This window comes from Colwellia sp. BRX8-9, assembly GCF_014077245.1.
Taxonomy (GTDB): domain Bacteria; phylum Pseudomonadota; class Gammaproteobacteria; order Enterobacterales; family Alteromonadaceae; genus Colwellia_A.
This window is the reverse complement of record NZ_JACGVN010000003.1, coordinates 88,735-104,200: the sequence shown is the minus strand read 5'-3', so window position 1 is coordinate 104,200 and position 15,466 is coordinate 88,735. Positions and strand designations below refer to the sequence as shown.

Genomic DNA, 15,466 nt, shown 5'->3' with positions numbered 1-15,466 from the left:
TCTAATAACTTTTAAGGTGACTGCTTATTGAACACGTAAAGAATATCAGTCAATATAGCTGAGATATTTTGTTAGATGAGTATTAGCCTTATTGACGCGCTTATTTTTAGTCTTGCCATGGAGAGGAAAAGTAAAATTGGATATACCTTATGATTGAAATGCCCTTTGATAATTATATGTCTTACACTATAGGTATAGTGGTATTTTTTATGGGTGTGTATTTAACAAAAAATATTAAGTTTCTCCGAGATTTTAATATTCCAGAGCCAGTAACGGGGGGCTTGCTTGCTGCTTTATTTATCTATGCAGTCTATATTTTCACGGGTAGCGAAATAGCGTTTGACTTATCAACCCGAGATCGACTGTTAGTCTATTTTTTTACCGCTATTGGGCTCAACGCTAGGTTTTCTGATTTAGTTAAAGGGGGAAAACCTCTGCTGATATTATTAGTATTAACCCTTTCTTTTATTGTGATCCAGAATGTTGTTGGCATAACCAGCGCAATACTTCTTGATTTACCATCAACCATTGGCGTGTTGGCTGGCTCGGTTTCTTTAATTGGCGGTCATGGCACAGCAATAGCTTGGGCTCCCGATGCTGTTGAACTTGGAGTACCTAATGCTCTTGAAATAGGTGTTGCAGCTGCTACGCTTGGACTTGTTGTAGCGAGTTTAGTTGGTGGACCTATTGCTAAATATTTATTGGCTAAGTACCAGCTTTCAAGTGAATCAACAGCAAAGCCTTCTATCGGTATTGCTTATCATAAAACGGATACAGAGTCCTTTAGCCACCTGAGTTTTATGGCGGTATTACTGGTTATTCATATTTGTATCATTATTGGTTTTTTTGCCAATAAGATGTTTATGGAGATGGGTTTAAAATTACCGCTTTTTGTGACTTGCCTGTTAGCAGGAATTTTACTGTCCAACACGGTTCCTCATCTCTTACCTAAATTACATTGGCCCGCTAGAACTCGCTCATTGGCCATCGTTTCTGACTTTTCATTGAGCCTATTTTTAACTATGTCACTGATGAGTATGCAACTTTGGACCCTAGCTGATTTAGCCGGGCCATTATTTATAATTTTAGGTGTACAGACCTGTGTTGCGGTGTTATTTATTATTTATATTTTATTTCCATTAATGGGGCGAAACTATCAAGCCGCTGTTTTAAGTGCCGGCTTTGGTGGTTTTGCGCTGGGGGCAACACCAACCGCTATTGCGAATATGACGGCGGTGACTAAAGCGCATGGCGCTGCACCAATGGCTTTCATTATATTACCTTTGGTCGGTGCATTTTTTGTTGATATTACTAATGCCTTTATCATCAGGATAGCCCTAAATTTTTAAAGCGCATTGACTTTGCCTACATCGAGAAAGTTTAGCGTTAGCGACTTATTGGCTTTTAAAACGGCTGTAAATGTTCGCTTTGTTCGTCTACTTAAAGGAATACTCTAATGAAAAATCCGCTGCCATTGGCATTTATATTAATTTTTGTTTCGACATACGTAAGTGCTAAGCAAGATAAAGCGTCATGCGTCATGAAGTTGTTTACCCTTGGCGCTGAATCGATGACACTTGGTGAAATTAGATCTGTTTGTGCTAGCCAAGAAAATGATATCACTAGACAACAAAAAAAGACCGAGCAAACAGAATTACAGAGTAGAACAGGCGGTATTACCGATAGAATAAAACGTGAGAAAATGACTGAGTTTGAACCTTATGTGCTTACTCCTCATAGAATGAATTTTGTATTGCCAGCAATGACAACAAATAAAGTGAACAAGCAAGCATATAGATCCTTTGAAGGGTATGAAGACAACTTAGAAAATGTTGAAGCAAAATTTCAACTAAGCCTTAAAGTCCCCTTAAATTATGACAAAATATTTATAGAAGGCGATGGGCTTTACGCAGCTTTTACCTTAAGTGCCTGGTGGCAAATTTATGCGAGTGGCATTTCTAAACCCTTTCGAGAAACAAATTATCAGCCAGAAATATTCTATCTTGCACCGCTTAACTGGCATCCGTTTGGAGGTAATACAGGCTTTATTGTCGGGGTAGAGCACGAGTCTAACGGGCGAGCACAAGACTTATCACGTAGTTGGAATCGTATTTACACACATATCCTTTTTGAGAAAGAAAAATTTGCGCTATCGATTAAACCTTGGATAAGGTTATCTGAGAAGGAAAAAACTTTTGCTTTAGATCCCGACGGAGACGATAACCCTGATATCGAAGATTACATGGGTAACTTTGAGTTAAGCATGGCCTATAAATGGCGTGACTATGAATTCAATTTCAAAGGTCGACAAAATTTCAGTAGTCATTACGGCGCTGCTGAGCTTGGTTTTACTTTTCCGCTATGGGGTAAATTAAGGGGCTACGCAATGGTGTTTACTGGTTATGGTGAAAGCCTTATCGATTATAACTATAGTCAAACTAGGTTTGGTATTGGCATCTCACTCAGTGATATTTTATAGCAAAAAAAAACACGCGCTTTATTTTATAAAGGCGTGCTTTATTGTCAAACTATGTCGGATATTAAATTACTGAAAGTACGACTTCAATGTTACCACGTGTCGCATTTGAGTAAGGGCACACAAGATGCGCTTTATCTATCATTGTTTGAGCTTGTGCTTTATCCATATCACCTAATGATATCGCTAATTTTACCGCAATACCAAAACCACCTTCAATAGCACCAATAGAGACTTCTGAATTAATATAAGTTTCGCTCGGCAAACTGATTTTTTCTTCACCAGCAACAAATTTAAGTGCACCAATAAAACAAGCAGCATAACCAGCAGCGAATAATTGCTCAGGGTTTGTACCTTGTCCATCATCTCCACCTAAACCTTTTGGCGTAGATAAGGTTATGTCTAAGCGACCATCATCAGATTTTGCTGTACCTGCGCGGCCACCCGTTGCTGTTGCTTTTGCTGTGTAAGCAATGTTTTCTAATACGTTCATAATAAACTCCAAGTTATTAATATTTACTTTGTATGCAAAATATATAGGAAACAAATACTGATTGCAAATACTTTGTGTGCAAATTAAAATGTAACCTTCAGGAGAGTATTATGTCATTTGATCAATTAAAACTTAAAAACCAGCTTTGCCATCGATTATATATGGCATCAAACAGTATTGTTCGCGCTTACCGTGAGCCATTAAGCGAACTCAATATTACTTACCCACAATATGTGGTCATGATGGCATTGTGGGAGCATGACAAAATAACTATTGCTGAGCTTTTAGATAAAACCATGATTGATGGTGGGGCGATGACACAAATTTTAAAGAAAATGGTTGATAAGCGCCTTCTAGAAATAATTAAAGACGACAACGACAAGCGCAAGCGCCTAGTGCAATTAACACAACAAGGGCAAGAATTAAAAATAAAGGCTGCAAGTATTCCTAATACAATCAGTTGCAAATTTACCCATATTAACAGCACACAAGCCAGCCAACTTATGGAATTACTCGACCTAGTAGTCAATGATTTAGCGATAAAAACATAACAAAATGTAAATAAACCACCAGTTAAAATAATAATACTCGCATTAACTAGACGATCGGTCTATTATTAATAAATGAATATTCCAGCAATTAAAGCACGCCGCGGTAGACCGCCCAAAGTAGCGCGTGAAAATCAAGATACCAAAGCGGAGTTAATTCGCAGTGGTCTAGAACAACTCACTGAAAATGGCTTTGCCTCTTCAGGAATTGATCAGATCTTAAAGAAAGTGGCTGTACCCAAAGGATCTTTTTATCATTATTTTGCCAGCAAAGAAGCTTTTGGTCAGGCGGTCATTGAAAACTACGCTAATTATTTTGCTAACAAGTTAGATGCATGTTTGTTGGATGAAGCATTTCCTCCTTTAACACGTATTAGTCATTTCGTTGAAAGCGCCAAAGTAGGCATGGTCCGCTATCAATTTAAGCGTGGTTGTTTAATCGGCAATCTAGGCCAAGAAATTGATTTACTTCCTGAAAGTTTTAGACAGCAATTGATTGATATATTCCTTTGTTGGCAGCATCGCTTGGCTACATGTCTCAGAGCAGCACAAAAGCAAGGTCAAATCTCACCAAACGCAGATTGCGATCGACTGGCTGAATACTTTTGGATGGGTTGGGAAGGCGCGGTTAGTAGAGCAAAGCTAGTTCAAAATACTTCACCCTTAGATAATTACCTGAATTTTTACATAGTCGGTTTACCCCGATAATTTTTTCATCATTTATAGACGATCGGTCTAAATAAGGAGTAGCAGATGTTTAAAGGCATTTTAATTGAAAAAGACGACCAAGGTTACCGCGCGACAGTTAAAGATATTGACGACAACTTACTGCCAGAAGGTGATGTTACCGTTAAAGTTTCTCATAGCACGCTTAATTACAAAGATGCTTTGGCCATCACAGGTAAAGGTCCGGTAGTTAGACAATTCCCTATGGTTCCCGGTATCGATTTAGTCGGAACAGTTGAACACACTGAGAGTGATAAGTTTGAGGTTGGCGATAGTGTACTACTCAATGGTTTTGGTGTCGGTGAAGTGCACTGTGGCGGTTTAGCTGAAAAAGCTCGATTAAAAAGTGAATGGTTGATCCCATTGCCAAAAGCATTTACACCACGCCAAGCCATGGCTATTGGTACGGCAGGTTATACCGCGATGCTTTGTGTAATTGCACTTGAAAAAAATGGCGTCACTCCAGATAAAGGTGAAATTTTAGTGACCGGAGCAAACGGTGGTGTCGGCAGTTTTTCAATCGCAATCCTAGCGAAATTAGGCTATACAGTTGTTGCTTCAACAGGTCGCGTTGATCAAGTAAAATATCTAGAAAAACTAGGTGCATCAGCCGTTATCGACCGTGAAACGTTATCGCAACCTGGTCGCCCAATGACAAAAGAACGTTGGGCTGGCGCAATTGACTCAGTAGGTAGTCATACGTTAGCGAATGTTTGTGCGAGTATGAAATATGGTGGCACTGTTGCAGCCTGTGGTTTAGCGCAAGGCATGGATTTTCCTGCCTCTGTTGCACCTTTTATTTTACGTGGCATAACTTTAGCGGGTATTGATAGTGTGATGCGCCCACTCGCAGACAGGATTGAAGCATGGCAACGACTTGCTGATATTTTAGACCCCGATATTTTTGAAGATATTTCTACCGACATCACCTTGGTAGAAGCTGTCGATGTGGCCAGTGATTTAATGGCAGGAAAAGTGCGTGGTCGAGTGGTTGTTAATATCAGTTAGTGAAAGCTATAAGTTAAATGAGTAAAAACTGATATTTTGTAAGTTTCTACTCATAACTAAGATGTTCTATTAAAAATTTTTTATAATAGAACATCTTAGTTAGCTGTAACTGACAAAGAGTAAAGGCTCAAGTATTTCTTGAGCCTTTACGACATAAAGACAGCTGGATTGTTAACCTTATTGAGTCTTTAACACTTTTTTAACGGTAGCTTCTAAGCTAGTTAACCCCGCTTTTTTTCCTGTAACAATCGCCTCATCAATGCTTTTATTGTGATTGAAGTGCGCATCTAATGCGAACATAGCACCAACACGGTTACCGCTGGCGCAATGAACAAAAGCTTGTTCTTTATTTGTGATGGCAGCAGTAAATAATGCGAGATTTTCTTTATTGATATCACTGGCACCACTAATAGGTATCGCAATATAATTCATGCCCAAGGCTTCTACTTTAACTTGTTCGTCAAAATCGTCAAATTCACCATTACCCCGTAAATTTATTACCGTTTTAATACCACTTTTTGACAGCATAATGAGATCATTTTCGCTGGGTTGCCCACCAATAATAAATTGCTGGCTATATTGTGTAGCATTTTTGGCTGAGAGCTTATCACTAACGTCATTAGCTTGGCTAAAACCAGATAAAGTGAACATTAAAATTAAAAAGATAAAAACTACGCTTGCTTGTTTATTCATTAGTGTACTTCCAATTGGCGAATTAACTTTATATGATTTTTGTTTTGAACATACTTTATGCAAAGATGTAAAAAACGCTAGTCATAGCAGTTTTTTAATATATATTAATTGTATAAAACTTGATATTAAAGGTAGCAAAATAAAATGATTTTTGGTGCAAAAAACAAAGAAGAAATCTCTCGTTTGAAAATTGAGAATAACCAATTAAAAAATCGTATTGAATCACTAGAAGAAAAATTATTATTAGCCGAAAATGATAATTCTCAGTTAGCTGAAGATATGTCTACTAACGATAGTCGTGCTCGTACACATGAAGATCTGAATAAGCTTTGGATGCAGTCTTCAAGTTTAATTGACCAAATTCGTCAAGAGTTAGCATCTTCATCTACCGGTATGATTGAGCATCGTGATACCTTTCAGTCGTCGCAGCAACTCTTTGATCAAATCATGGATATGTTAGCAACAAATATTATTTCCACGTCAGAGATTTCTAATGAGACGCAATCGGCATCAACATCAGTTGACCAATTGAAAACAGTGACTTCTGGCATTAATGACTTTGTTAATATCATTAAAGGTATTTCTGATCAAACTAACTTATTAGCGTTAAATGCCGCCATAGAAGCAGCAAGGGCTGGAGAACAAGGCCGAGGCTTTGCTGTCGTTGCTGACGAAGTTAGAACATTAGCCCAACGCTCAGCGGAGGCTTCCAATGAAATATCTAACTTAATAGAGCAAGTTAATACACAAATGGGCGATGTTATTAATGGTATTGGTCAAGTAGGCGAGAAGAGCCAAGCAATAAGCGCCAGTACTTCTTCTATTGAAGATACCGCGAATCGTATTGTGTCATTATCAAAAAATATGTATTCGGTTATTACTCATTCAACAGCCGATGCATTCTTACAGACGGTTAAAATGGATCACGTTGTTTGGAAACTTGACGTCTATAAGGTGATGTTAGGTATGTCTGATAAATGCCTTGAAGATTTTGCTGATCATACTATGTGTCGATTAGGGAAATGGTTTTATCAAGGGGAGGGCGCTGAAAAATATGCAACACAAAGCGCTTTTAAACAAATAGAAGGCCCACATATCGATGTTCATAGTCATGGGCTTGAGGCGTTAAAGGCTCATAAGGCTGGAGACTCGGCTCGTGCATTAAAAGCCCTTACTGTTATGGAAAATGCGAGTTTTAAAGTGGTTGATGCATTAACGGGGCTTTCTCAACAAGTTGCTCAAAATATTAATTCAGCAACTAAAAAGTAGCACTTTAGCTTTTATTGTTCAGGATGGCCTCTCTCAGACATCCTGTCTTTTGATACATTAGTGCATCCTTGCACGTCAACGGTCATGACAGCTCTTAGGTATCGATACCTTCGCTGCCAAGGAACGTATATGTTCAGGATGAACGGTATAACGTGGTGGCATGGACGCCAAGGAACGTATATGTTCAGAACTGCATAGATGCAGGGAGTACAGAGTAGGGTAATGCAGCAGCAGTTACCGAGCGGCCAATGACGGTCTGTGTTTATTATTTAGCTTTTAGTCGCTAGGTCACTCGTTGGTAAGTACTTATATTTTGTACATGGGCACATGGGTGTTTTCTAATTTGTAACCCTTTAATGTTGCTTGACCTTGATAACTTGACTCACCGTCACCGCTGAACTCAAAATCAAAAATACTGATCCAATGGGGTCCCAAAGCTTTGCTAAAGGTTAAGCGACTTGATCGCCGCGAAAGCGAAATGAACTGCAAACCATCTTTTTCACAATATGCTGTTATGTGGCGTAATGCGAATTCTGAAACTTTTCTAAGGTAAATGAAATACCACAAAAATAAACAGACAATCAGTAATAAATAAATATTTTCCATTCTAGCTCTCTATCATTAGCGTTGAAATAACATACCAATAGCTTTACTTAACTCATTGCTACGGTTTGGCGCTCTCATACATTGAAATATTAATGGCCGTAAAGTAGGAATAGCCACTAAATCTTTAAAAATAGCTTGGAAAACGGCAATATCATGCTGAGTTACTAATAACTCCAAAAAAGTCATGATTTGCGGTTCACTGGTGAAAACTTGCCAACATCTTCCAGCAATCACTATCGCTATTTCTTCAGACATTCCTTGTGCAGGCGACGCTTGCTTAATCAGGGTATTAATAAATATTACCACATGAGGGTGTTCACAACTTGATGATAAACTTCGTAATATAAAACTCAGCTCAGCGTTACTGTCTTCATCTTTTGCACTCTCACGCAGCTTAAATTCTGCAATGAGTCTATCAATAATATCTACTGATAACTTAACATTTTCTAATGCTGAACATAATGGCTTAAGAACCTGCGAAGGTAATTGAGGAAGAGCGTTGACTATTATTTTTTGTATTTCTTTAGCTGATAAACGTACGGCAAAATCATTTAAGCCTTGCACGCCTACGTTGTGGTAATCCTGCCAAGAATTTTCGCCCGATAAATAACTTAATGCGCCTGAAAAATATTGGCTACTATTATTTTTTGTTTCTAGCGAAATTAAACTGTTCATATAGGCTAGTTTGTATTGTGGCGGAGTAAAATGATAAGGATTACTTTTAAGTAAGGCTTCTTGTTGCTCGCTTGGCGCCGTACTAAGTTCAGCACCTAATGCTTCAATAATAATAGCTATAAAATGATCCCTTGCGGCTAAGTTAAGTAAACCACGCTCATCAAGAGGTATCTTTACAAACCATAAATATGGTGAAGCGTTTTGCTTTTGCCAAAAAGCTATTGCTATAAAGGCATGGCCTTGAGAAGGGAATGGATAAGGGATCTGGTTTGCTTCAATTTTAGTAAAACTATCTTTTGATAATTTATCTATTTTTCGGCCAATATCAAATACCCGATATTGAGAGCCAGAAAGCTTTAATAATTCAGAAATAGAAGAAATAGTATTCATAGCTTAAATAATAAATAAAATAATAATCGAATAATGTTGGCATTATAGAGATAATAATAGATCAATACTATTTGCTTTTTGCATAGCAGATAAGAAACCTAGAGATAATCATGCCTTTTGATGAAAAACCCATCTTAACGATATTATATCAAGATGATTACATTGTTGCCGTTGACAAACCAGCAGGACTTTTTGTTCATAGAAGTTATATGGATAAAGATGAAATATATTTTGCCTTACAATTGGTGCGTGACCAAGTGGGTAAATATGTTTATCCCCTTCACCGATTAGATCGCCCGACATCAGGTGTTCTATTATTTGGTTTAAACGAAGAAGTAGCCCGATTAATGGGGCAAGTGTTTATTGATAAAAAAATTCAAAAAACATACTTTGCTTTGACGCGTGGTCATTTACTGGGTGCAGGCGAAATAGATTATCCCCTTAAAGAGAAGCTCGATAAATTAGGTGATAAAAATGTTAGCCTTGATAAAGCGCCGCAAGATGCTGTTACTCACTACGAGTCTTTATTAACTGCAAGTTTACCTATTAAGGTCGGTAAATTTGATAGTGTGCGTTATTCATTAATTAAATTACTGCCTACCACGGGAAGAAGACATCAAATTCGCCGTCATTTAGCGCATTTACGCCATCCTATTTTAGGTGATATTAATTATGGGGATAATAAACAAAATCCATTTTTCATTGAACATTTTGGCTTTAAGCGGCTGATGTTAATCGCTAAAAAAGTTGTATTTATTCACCCTATTACCAAGGTACAGCTGACAATTGAAGCTGAATTTGATCAGCAATGGCTAGAGGTTTTTGATGAACTATCTTGGGAGACTAAAATAATAAAGACCTTAACGTAATCATTACATTAGCTTATTCAGCGGTAATAATACGAATAGAATTTACATCTCTAGCAATTAAAGCAGCATAAACATGTGTGGTTCGTTGGCTATTATCGTCGCTAATTTTTGGCCCTTTAATATTGACAGTATTAACAAAAATATCATTACTATAACGTTCGCGTTGCTGAGCAAATGCTAACATCATTTGCTGATCTTCCGTTACTGGACGATGAAGCAATGACATCATCAAATGATGGTCAGAGAGCAATGGTTTTTTTTCTATTGCTACTTGAGGGGTCGAGCGACAAGCCGTCAGAAATAAAGCACTAAGAACAACAAGCAAAGTTAAAATATTTTTCATGATCAGTCAATAATAAAACAAGTGATACCTCTAGATGGCAAATGGTATGCCAAGTGTTTTATTGATTGTTAAATCAGTTGAGCTAAATGAAGTGAGAATAATTAATTAACTGTTATTTATAAAGAATTTTTAAATTTTTTATTTAATGAAAGCAAGTGTTTTTGTAAAGAACATTAACTTTGACAGCCAAGCTATAGCAAAGACTGTTCAGCTGTCAAAAAAATAGCGGTGATAAATTCACCGCTATTTTTACAAAGAATTTATCGCTTTATTCTTCTGATACCGAACGAAGTAAAGCATTAATACCAACTTTTGCGCGTGTTTTAGCATCAACTTTTTTAACGATTATCGCTGCGTATAAACTGTAGGTACCACACTTAGAAGGTAAGTTGCCCGGTACGACTACTGAGCCTGCTGGCACACGTCCATAATGTATTTCACCCGTTTCACGGTCAAAAATGCGAGTACTTTGACCAATGTAAACGCCCATAGAGATTACAGCGCCTTCTTCAACAACTACACCTTCAACAATTTCCGATCGTGCACCAATAAAGCAATTATCTTCAATAATGGTTGGTCCCGCTTGTAAAGGCTCTAAAACTCCACCGATACCAACACCACCAGATAAGTGTACATTCTTACCAATTTGAGCACATGAACCGACAGTTGCCCATGCATCAACCATACAGCCTTCATCAACATAAGCGCCGATATTAACAAAGCTTGGCATAACCACTACATTCTTACCAATAAAACTACCCGTGCGCACAGATGCGCCAGGAACGACACGAACACCGTCAGCTTCAAAGTCTGCTTGTGTGTAATCAGTATATTTCATCGGAACTTTATCAAAAAAGGTACTTTCGGCGCCGTCGATGACTGCGTTGTCCCAAATTCTAAAAGAGAGTAAAACTGCTTTTTTTAGCCACTGATGAACAACCCATTCACCGGCTACTTTTTCTGCAACACGTGCTGAACCATCATTTAAGGCGGCTAATGCGTTTAACACCGCCTGCTTTACTTCAGTTGAAACCGTTTTTGGCGTGATGTTCATTCGATCTTCAAAAGCTTGTTCTATGGTGCTTTGTAAGTTTGACATGGTAATTCCTATTCTTTTAAATTTATGGTCTAAAGTGTTAAATGCTAAATTGTTTTTCACATAGCATCGCTGAAAGTTTTTGCTGTTGTTCTTGTGTTAACGCTAAATTATCAGTGTTTGAAACCGTAAAAACATCATCTATCTTTTCACCAAAAGTTGTGATTTTTGCTGAGTGAATATTTAGTTTGTTTTCTTGAAAAATTTTGGCAAATTTAGCTAATAGGCCGGGATGATCAAGCGCAATTATTTCTAATACCGTAGTTTTATCGGTTGCCGTTTCGATAAAGCTCACTTTAGTAGGAACTTTAAAGTTATCAATATAAGCGGGAGCAGGTTTGTTTTTTACTTTTGGCAGTGGCTTCATTAATGATTTAGTGAGTTTGTTTGCTATATCTAATGCCCGACTGCTGTCCGTAATCGCTCTGTTTTTTTGATCTAATACCACAAACGTATTTAAGGTATAGCCTTTCTTACTGCTAATTATTTTAGCATCATGAATCGATAAACGCTGCGCGTCGAGTAAGGTCACCATTTTTGCAAAAATATTTGCTGAGGCTTTGGTATAAATAAATATTTCAGTACCGCCTCGATAAGGTTTAGGACTGATCAACACTAAAGGTTTTACGATACTATGTTTTATTATATGACGGCTATGCCAAGCAATTTGTACCGGTGAATAACGTAAAAAATATTCGGCTTTAAGCTTTTTCCAAAAGGTTCTAATTTGATTAGCATCGCACTCGTAATCTTTGAGCAGTTCAAGTGCTTTTTCTTGGTTTTCTCGTGTTTTTGCACGTAAATCAACTTGTTTTTCGAGTCCGCGGCGAAAGGCTCTTTTGGTATTAAAATAAAGCTCTTGCAGTAAATTTGCTTTCCAGCTATTCCATAAACTTTCATTGGTTGCACGCATATCAGCAACGGTTAAACAATAGAGATAATCTAAGTGAGCTTCATCCCTGACAATAGCAGCAAAATTTCTGATCACTTCTTCATCAGCAATATCTCGACGTTGTGCGGTTACCGACATCACTAAATGGTTTTTGACTAACCAGGCTATCATGCGCCCATCGTGATCACTTATCGGGTGAACCTTGCTAAATTCTAAGGCATCAACTGCACCTAACTTTGCATGGTCACCACCACGACCTTTCGCAATATCGTGAAAAATGCCTGCAATATATAATACTTCTGGCTTACGAATACGCTGCATTATCTTGCTACAAAGCGGATAATCATTGTCGTGTTGAGGTTGGCTAAAACGGTAAATATTTTTAATTAAGCGGTAGCTATGTTCATCAACTGAATATGCATGAAATAAATCAAACTGCATCTGCCCAACAATACTTCGCCATTGTGGTAAATAAGCGGCAATAATCGAATGGCGATGCATTAAGCTAAAGGTTAATCCTAAGCCATTAGGATGCTTCATAATTTCGATGAAGATTCGTCGACATTCGGCGTAATCCATCAGCCCTGAAATTAAACGTCTACGGGCATTTCTTAATAATCTTAGTGTCTGAGGGTGTAAATCGGTAATATTTTCATTTTGAGCAACCAGTAAAAACAGTTCCATAATTTTTACTGAACTCATAAAAACTCTGTCATTTACTGCATTTATTTGGCCATCAATAATAATAAAATCTTTAGTCAGGGGGATCTTTTCAACCGGATGATTCTTTTTGATAATGGCATATTCAAAATGCTGTAATAGCATTTTATTAAGTTCAGCAACACGGCCAATAATACGAAAAAATCGCTTCATCATGCGTTCAATAGCAAATTTACCTTCATCACCAAAGCCCATTAAACTGGCAACTTCACCTTGGTAATCAAAGAGTAAACGGTTTTCATTACGACCCGCAATAATGTGCAAAGCGGCACGCATCCGCCATAGGTAGTCTTGACACTCTAATAATTCAAAAAATTCGTTTTGTGTTAAATAGTGATGGGCAACAAGTTCTTCAAGTGAGTCGGCAACAAAATGTCGTTTGGCAACCCAAGCTATGGTTTGAATGTCTCGCAGGCCACCCGGATTAGCTTTTAAATTGGGCTCTAGCGTATAAGAAGCACCATGGTATTGTTGGTGGCGTTCGTATTGTTCTTCGCGTTTGGCCAAGAAGAATTTTTTTGAGGTCCAAAAGCCATCTTTTGCCAATAACGGGTATAAATTCTGAGTGAGGGCTTCATTGCCACAAATTTGGCGCATTTCCATCAGGTTTGTCGCTATGGTAACGTCGCTTTTTGCTTGTTTTACACATTCTTTAACACTGCGGACACTGTGACCAATATCGAGCTTTACATCCCATAGCTGAGTAATAAAAGCAGATATTTTTTCGGATAAGGCATCACTGATCTTTTCTTTAGTCAGTAATAATATATCGACATCAGAATAAGGATGTAATTCACCTCGACCATAACCACCAACAGCAAGTAAGCTAATTTGATCTTCATCTAAATTGTGCTGGCACCAAAGTTTATGGAGAATTTTGTCGACAAACTCTGAACGCGTTGATACTAATATGGATACCTCTACATAAGGAAATTTATCTTTTTGCCATTGCTGAAAATCGCGGCTAAGTTGACAAATATCTTGAGTAGAAATAAAAGGGGAGCTAACGGCTAATGGGGTACTATATTCTATCGGAAAAAGAGTTTGCATAGCTGAATATTTTACTCAATAAGTTAAGGCGATAGACATCATGCTTTATTTAGCCATTAAAAAGCAAATAACGACTATCGCTAACTTATACTTTGTTAACAAAACCAGTAATAAAACTAGTTATGTAGATGTCTTGGAATCGTATCATCGCTATGCAATGTTAAAATTTCACAGCCTGTGCGAGTAACCACAAGTGTATGTTCCCATTGTGCCGACTTTTTGCCGTCTAAGGTGTAAACGGTCCAATTATCTTCTTTATCTAGTAGTGTATTAGCACGACCAAGGTTAACCATAGGTTCGATAGTAAAACACATACCTTCAAGCATTTTTTCTTTGTCGGTATTTTTATAATGAACGATCTGTGGTTCTTCATGAAAAACGCTGCCAATACCATGGCCACAATATTCTTTTACAATAGAGTAACGACCTGATTTTTTTAAAAACTTTTGAATAGCAGTGCCAATCTCACCAAAGGTGTTGCCAGGTTTTACTTTTTTCAATCCGACGTACAAAGCTTCTCTGGTGATACGACATAAACGATTGTCTTCAAGACTTACTTCGCCAATAAGAAACATTTTACTGGTATCACCGTGATAGCCATCTTTAATAACAGTGATGTCCATATTAACGATGTCGCCATCAACTAATGGCACGTCGTTAGGAATACCATGACACACCACGTGATTAACTGAGGTACAAATTGATTTAGGAAAGCCATGATAATTTAATGGCGCTGAAATGGCATCTTGCACTTTGTCTGTATAGTCAGCGCATAGGGTATTTAACTCATTGGTTGTCACACCCGCTTTTACATAAGGTGTGATCATCTCTAATACGTCGGCGGCAAGTTTTCCTGCTATACGCATTTTTTCTATTTCTTGCTGAGTTTTAATTGTAATACCCATTTATTCCTCTATTGTCTGTTTAGTGTAAAGGCTACGGTTGTTATTTTGCCTAAAAGTGTCGTTATTGTCTATTGGTCTAGTTTTTTGCAAGTTCAAGCTCAACAGCTTCTATTATTGCACTAGGGTTTTGTAAATATAAGTTATGATTGAGTAAGGTTAGGTTTTCATTATGAGCAATTAGTAATGCGGGGATCGCTTTTGTACCAATATACTCTTGAAAGTCATAAATTTCTTGTAAAACAAATTCGGCTTCCTTAGCTATTTTACCTTCTTTAAATACTTTTGCAGGCGGTGATAGCTTAAGTTCATCAATGATAGGCTGAAAATCACTTTCGTGCGTAAACGCTGTGCCTTGTTCAAAATGCTGTTTTTGGATAGCGGTAATAAGCTCTAAAGTTAAGTGAGGCACTTTTTGACTGACCCATCCTATTAAATTAGCACTTAATGTTGAGTCTTTCTCTACGTTAAGTGTCTTCACATATTCGTGACTAAATTCAATGTTAGCGTCATCTTCAACGGCATCAATAGTTTTTCGGCTGACTTTCTCATCTCCTTCATAGTGAGCACTGTGCCATAAATTTAAAGTGATATTTGGATAAGCATCAGCAATTTCTTTAACTAAAGAAGTTGTCGCAAAGCTCCAAGGGCAGTGTGTGTCATAAATAAAAAAGAGTTCAGTAGACATGGTCATATATCGCCGTAGTGTT

General features: G+C 37.7%; 16 protein-coding genes and 1 pseudogene. 8 read left to right on the top strand and 9 right to left on the bottom strand.

Translation table 11 applies throughout. The annotated features are described in order from the left end of the window. The first annotated feature begins 149 nt into the window (after positions 1-149). The gene (gltS, locus tag H4J70_RS03540; RefSeq protein ID WP_182217975.1) at positions 150-1,349 is read left to right on the top strand and encodes a sodium/glutamate symporter; all 1,200 of its coding nucleotides are present in this window, start codon (positions 150-152) and stop codon (positions 1,347-1,349) included. A 107-nt stretch (positions 1,350-1,456) separates the two neighbouring features. Next, positions 1,457-2,479: a phospholipase A gene (locus H4J70_RS03535; RefSeq protein WP_259364953.1), complete on the top strand. Its 1,023-nt coding sequence runs from the start codon at positions 1,457-1,459 to the stop codon at positions 2,477-2,479. A gap of 61 nt (positions 2,480-2,540) precedes the next feature. Here the strand turns inward: H4J70_RS03535 and H4J70_RS03530 are convergent, their stop codons facing one another. Further along, entirely contained in the window at positions 2,541-2,969 is a 429-nt protein-coding gene (locus H4J70_RS03530) for an organic hydroperoxide resistance protein (RefSeq protein ID WP_182244090.1), read from the bottom strand. A gap of 110 nt (positions 2,970-3,079) precedes the next feature. Between H4J70_RS03530 and H4J70_RS03525 the strand changes: the two genes are divergently transcribed. From H4J70_RS03525 to H4J70_RS03515, 3 genes are all read left to right on the top strand, one after another. Beyond that, positions 3,080-3,520: a MarR family winged helix-turn-helix transcriptional regulator gene (locus tag H4J70_RS03525; protein WP_182217971.1), complete on the top strand. Its 441-nt coding sequence runs from the start codon at positions 3,080-3,082 to the stop codon at positions 3,518-3,520. A gap of 72 nt (positions 3,521-3,592) precedes the next feature. Next, on the top strand, positions 3,593-4,225 hold the full coding sequence (locus tag H4J70_RS03520) for a TetR/AcrR family transcriptional regulator (protein ID WP_182217969.1): 633 nt from the start codon (positions 3,593-3,595) through the stop codon (positions 4,223-4,225). Positions 4,226-4,270: 45 nt separating this feature from the next. After that, a complete protein-coding gene (locus tag H4J70_RS03515; protein ID WP_182217968.1) occupies positions 4,271-5,251 on the top strand; it encodes an MDR family oxidoreductase in 981 nt (326 codons plus the stop codon). 177 nt (positions 5,252-5,428) lie between these two features. Here the strand turns inward: H4J70_RS03515 and H4J70_RS03510 are convergent, their stop codons facing one another. Continuing rightward, the gene (locus H4J70_RS03510; protein WP_182250621.1) at positions 5,429-5,944 is read right to left on the bottom strand and encodes a fused DSP-PTPase phosphatase/NAD kinase-like protein; all 516 of its coding nucleotides are present in this window, start codon (positions 5,942-5,944) and stop codon (positions 5,429-5,431) included. A gap of 144 nt (positions 5,945-6,088) precedes the next feature. On the opposite strand from H4J70_RS03510, the pseudogene H4J70_RS20980 reads away from it, so the two are divergent. Both H4J70_RS20980 and H4J70_RS20975 read left to right on the top strand, forming a co-directional pair. Next, positions 6,089-6,760 (top strand): annotated as a pseudogene (locus H4J70_RS20980) (methyl-accepting chemotaxis protein); the annotation flags it as partial. Positions 6,761-6,808: 48 nt separating this feature from the next. Further along, positions 6,809-7,213 carry a CZB domain-containing protein gene (locus tag H4J70_RS20975; RefSeq protein WP_404842481.1) on the top strand — a complete coding sequence of 135 codons (405 nt, stop codon included), beginning with the start codon at positions 6,809-6,811 and terminating at the stop codon, positions 7,211-7,213. 306 nt (positions 7,214-7,519) lie between these two features. On the opposite strand, the gene H4J70_RS03500 is transcribed toward H4J70_RS20975, so the two are convergent. Together H4J70_RS03500 and H4J70_RS03495 are read right to left on the bottom strand one after the other, a co-directional pair. Beyond that, a complete protein-coding gene (locus H4J70_RS03500) occupies positions 7,520-7,819 on the bottom strand; it encodes a DUF3301 domain-containing protein (protein WP_070374063.1) in 300 nt (99 codons plus the stop codon). A 15-nt stretch (positions 7,820-7,834) separates the two neighbouring features. Next, positions 7,835-8,884: a DUF3549 family protein gene (locus tag H4J70_RS03495; RefSeq protein WP_182230102.1), complete on the bottom strand. Its 1,050-nt coding sequence runs from the start codon at positions 8,882-8,884 to the stop codon at positions 7,835-7,837. Positions 8,885-8,994: 110 nt separating this feature from the next. On the opposite strand from H4J70_RS03495, the gene truC reads away from it, so the two are divergent. Continuing rightward, positions 8,995-9,753 carry a tRNA pseudouridine(65) synthase TruC gene (truC, locus tag H4J70_RS03490; protein WP_220465983.1) on the top strand — a complete coding sequence of 253 codons (759 nt, stop codon included), beginning with the start codon at positions 8,995-8,997 and terminating at the stop codon, positions 9,751-9,753. Between the two features lie 13 nt (positions 9,754-9,766). Here truC and H4J70_RS03485 read toward each other — a convergent pair whose 3' ends face one another. From H4J70_RS03485 to H4J70_RS03465, 5 genes are all read right to left on the bottom strand, one after another. Next, positions 9,767-10,096 carry a hypothetical protein gene (locus H4J70_RS03485; protein ID WP_182215633.1) on the bottom strand — a complete coding sequence of 110 codons (330 nt, stop codon included), beginning with the start codon at positions 10,094-10,096 and terminating at the stop codon, positions 9,767-9,769. Positions 10,097-10,364: 268 nt separating this feature from the next. After that, positions 10,365-11,195, bottom strand: a complete 831-nt coding sequence (gene dapD / locus H4J70_RS03480; protein WP_182215635.1) for a 2,3,4,5-tetrahydropyridine-2,6-dicarboxylate N-succinyltransferase — start codon at positions 11,193-11,195, stop codon at positions 10,365-10,367. Between the two features lie 37 nt (positions 11,196-11,232). After that, complete coding sequence (gene glnD / locus H4J70_RS03475) at positions 11,233-13,854, bottom strand: [protein-PII] uridylyltransferase (protein WP_182215637.1); 2,622 nt, start codon at positions 13,852-13,854, stop codon at positions 11,233-11,235. Positions 13,855-13,970: 116 nt separating this feature from the next. Beyond that, on the bottom strand, positions 13,971-14,759 hold the full coding sequence (gene map / locus H4J70_RS03470; RefSeq protein WP_182230101.1) for a type I methionyl aminopeptidase: 789 nt from the start codon (positions 14,757-14,759) through the stop codon (positions 13,971-13,973). 76 nt (positions 14,760-14,835) lie between these two features. Next, on the bottom strand, positions 14,836-15,444 hold the full coding sequence (locus tag H4J70_RS03465; protein ID WP_182215641.1) for a hypothetical protein: 609 nt from the start codon (positions 15,442-15,444) through the stop codon (positions 14,836-14,838). Positions 15,445-15,466 lie beyond the last annotated feature (22 nt).

Excerpts from the sequence above, each read along its gene's own strand:
- gltS (WP_182217975.1), top strand. The coding sequence starts at position 150 with ATGATTGAAATGCCCTTTGATAATTATATGTCTTACACTATAGGTATA.
- H4J70_RS03535 (WP_259364953.1), top strand. The coding sequence starts at position 1,457 with ATGAAAAATCCGCTGCCATTGGCATTTATATTAATTTTTGTTTCGACA.
- H4J70_RS03530 (WP_182244090.1), bottom strand. The coding sequence starts at position 2,969 with ATGAACGTATTAGAAAACATTGCTTACACAGCAAAAGCAACAGCAACG.
- H4J70_RS03525 (WP_182217971.1), top strand. The coding sequence starts at position 3,080 with ATGTCATTTGATCAATTAAAACTTAAAAACCAGCTTTGCCATCGATTA.
- H4J70_RS03520 (WP_182217969.1), top strand. The coding sequence starts at position 3,593 with ATGAATATTCCAGCAATTAAAGCACGCCGCGGTAGACCGCCCAAAGTA.
- H4J70_RS03515 (WP_182217968.1), top strand. The coding sequence starts at position 4,271 with ATGTTTAAAGGCATTTTAATTGAAAAAGACGACCAAGGTTACCGCGCG.
- H4J70_RS03510 (WP_182250621.1), bottom strand. The coding sequence starts at position 5,944 with ATGAATAAACAAGCAAGCGTAGTTTTTATCTTTTTAATTTTAATGTTC.
- H4J70_RS20975 (WP_404842481.1), top strand. The coding sequence starts at position 6,809 with ATGTATTCGGTTATTACTCATTCAACAGCCGATGCATTCTTACAGACG.
- H4J70_RS03500 (WP_070374063.1), bottom strand. The coding sequence starts at position 7,819 with ATGGAAAATATTTATTTATTACTGATTGTCTGTTTATTTTTGTGGTAT.
- H4J70_RS03495 (WP_182230102.1), bottom strand. The coding sequence starts at position 8,884 with ATGAATACTATTTCTTCTATTTCTGAATTATTAAAGCTTTCTGGCTCT.
- truC (WP_220465983.1), top strand. The coding sequence starts at position 8,995 with ATGCCTTTTGATGAAAAACCCATCTTAACGATATTATATCAAGATGAT.
- H4J70_RS03485 (WP_182215633.1), bottom strand. The coding sequence starts at position 10,096 with ATGAAAAATATTTTAACTTTGCTTGTTGTTCTTAGTGCTTTATTTCTG.
- dapD (WP_182215635.1), bottom strand. The coding sequence starts at position 11,195 with ATGTCAAACTTACAAAGCACCATAGAACAAGCTTTTGAAGATCGAATG.
- glnD (WP_182215637.1), bottom strand. The coding sequence starts at position 13,854 with ATGCAAACTCTTTTTCCGATAGAATATAGTACCCCATTAGCCGTTAGC.
- map (WP_182230101.1), bottom strand. The coding sequence starts at position 14,759 with ATGGGTATTACAATTAAAACTCAGCAAGAAATAGAAAAAATGCGTATA.
- H4J70_RS03465 (WP_182215641.1), bottom strand. The coding sequence starts at position 15,444 with ATGTCTACTGAACTCTTTTTTATTTATGACACACACTGCCCTTGGAGC.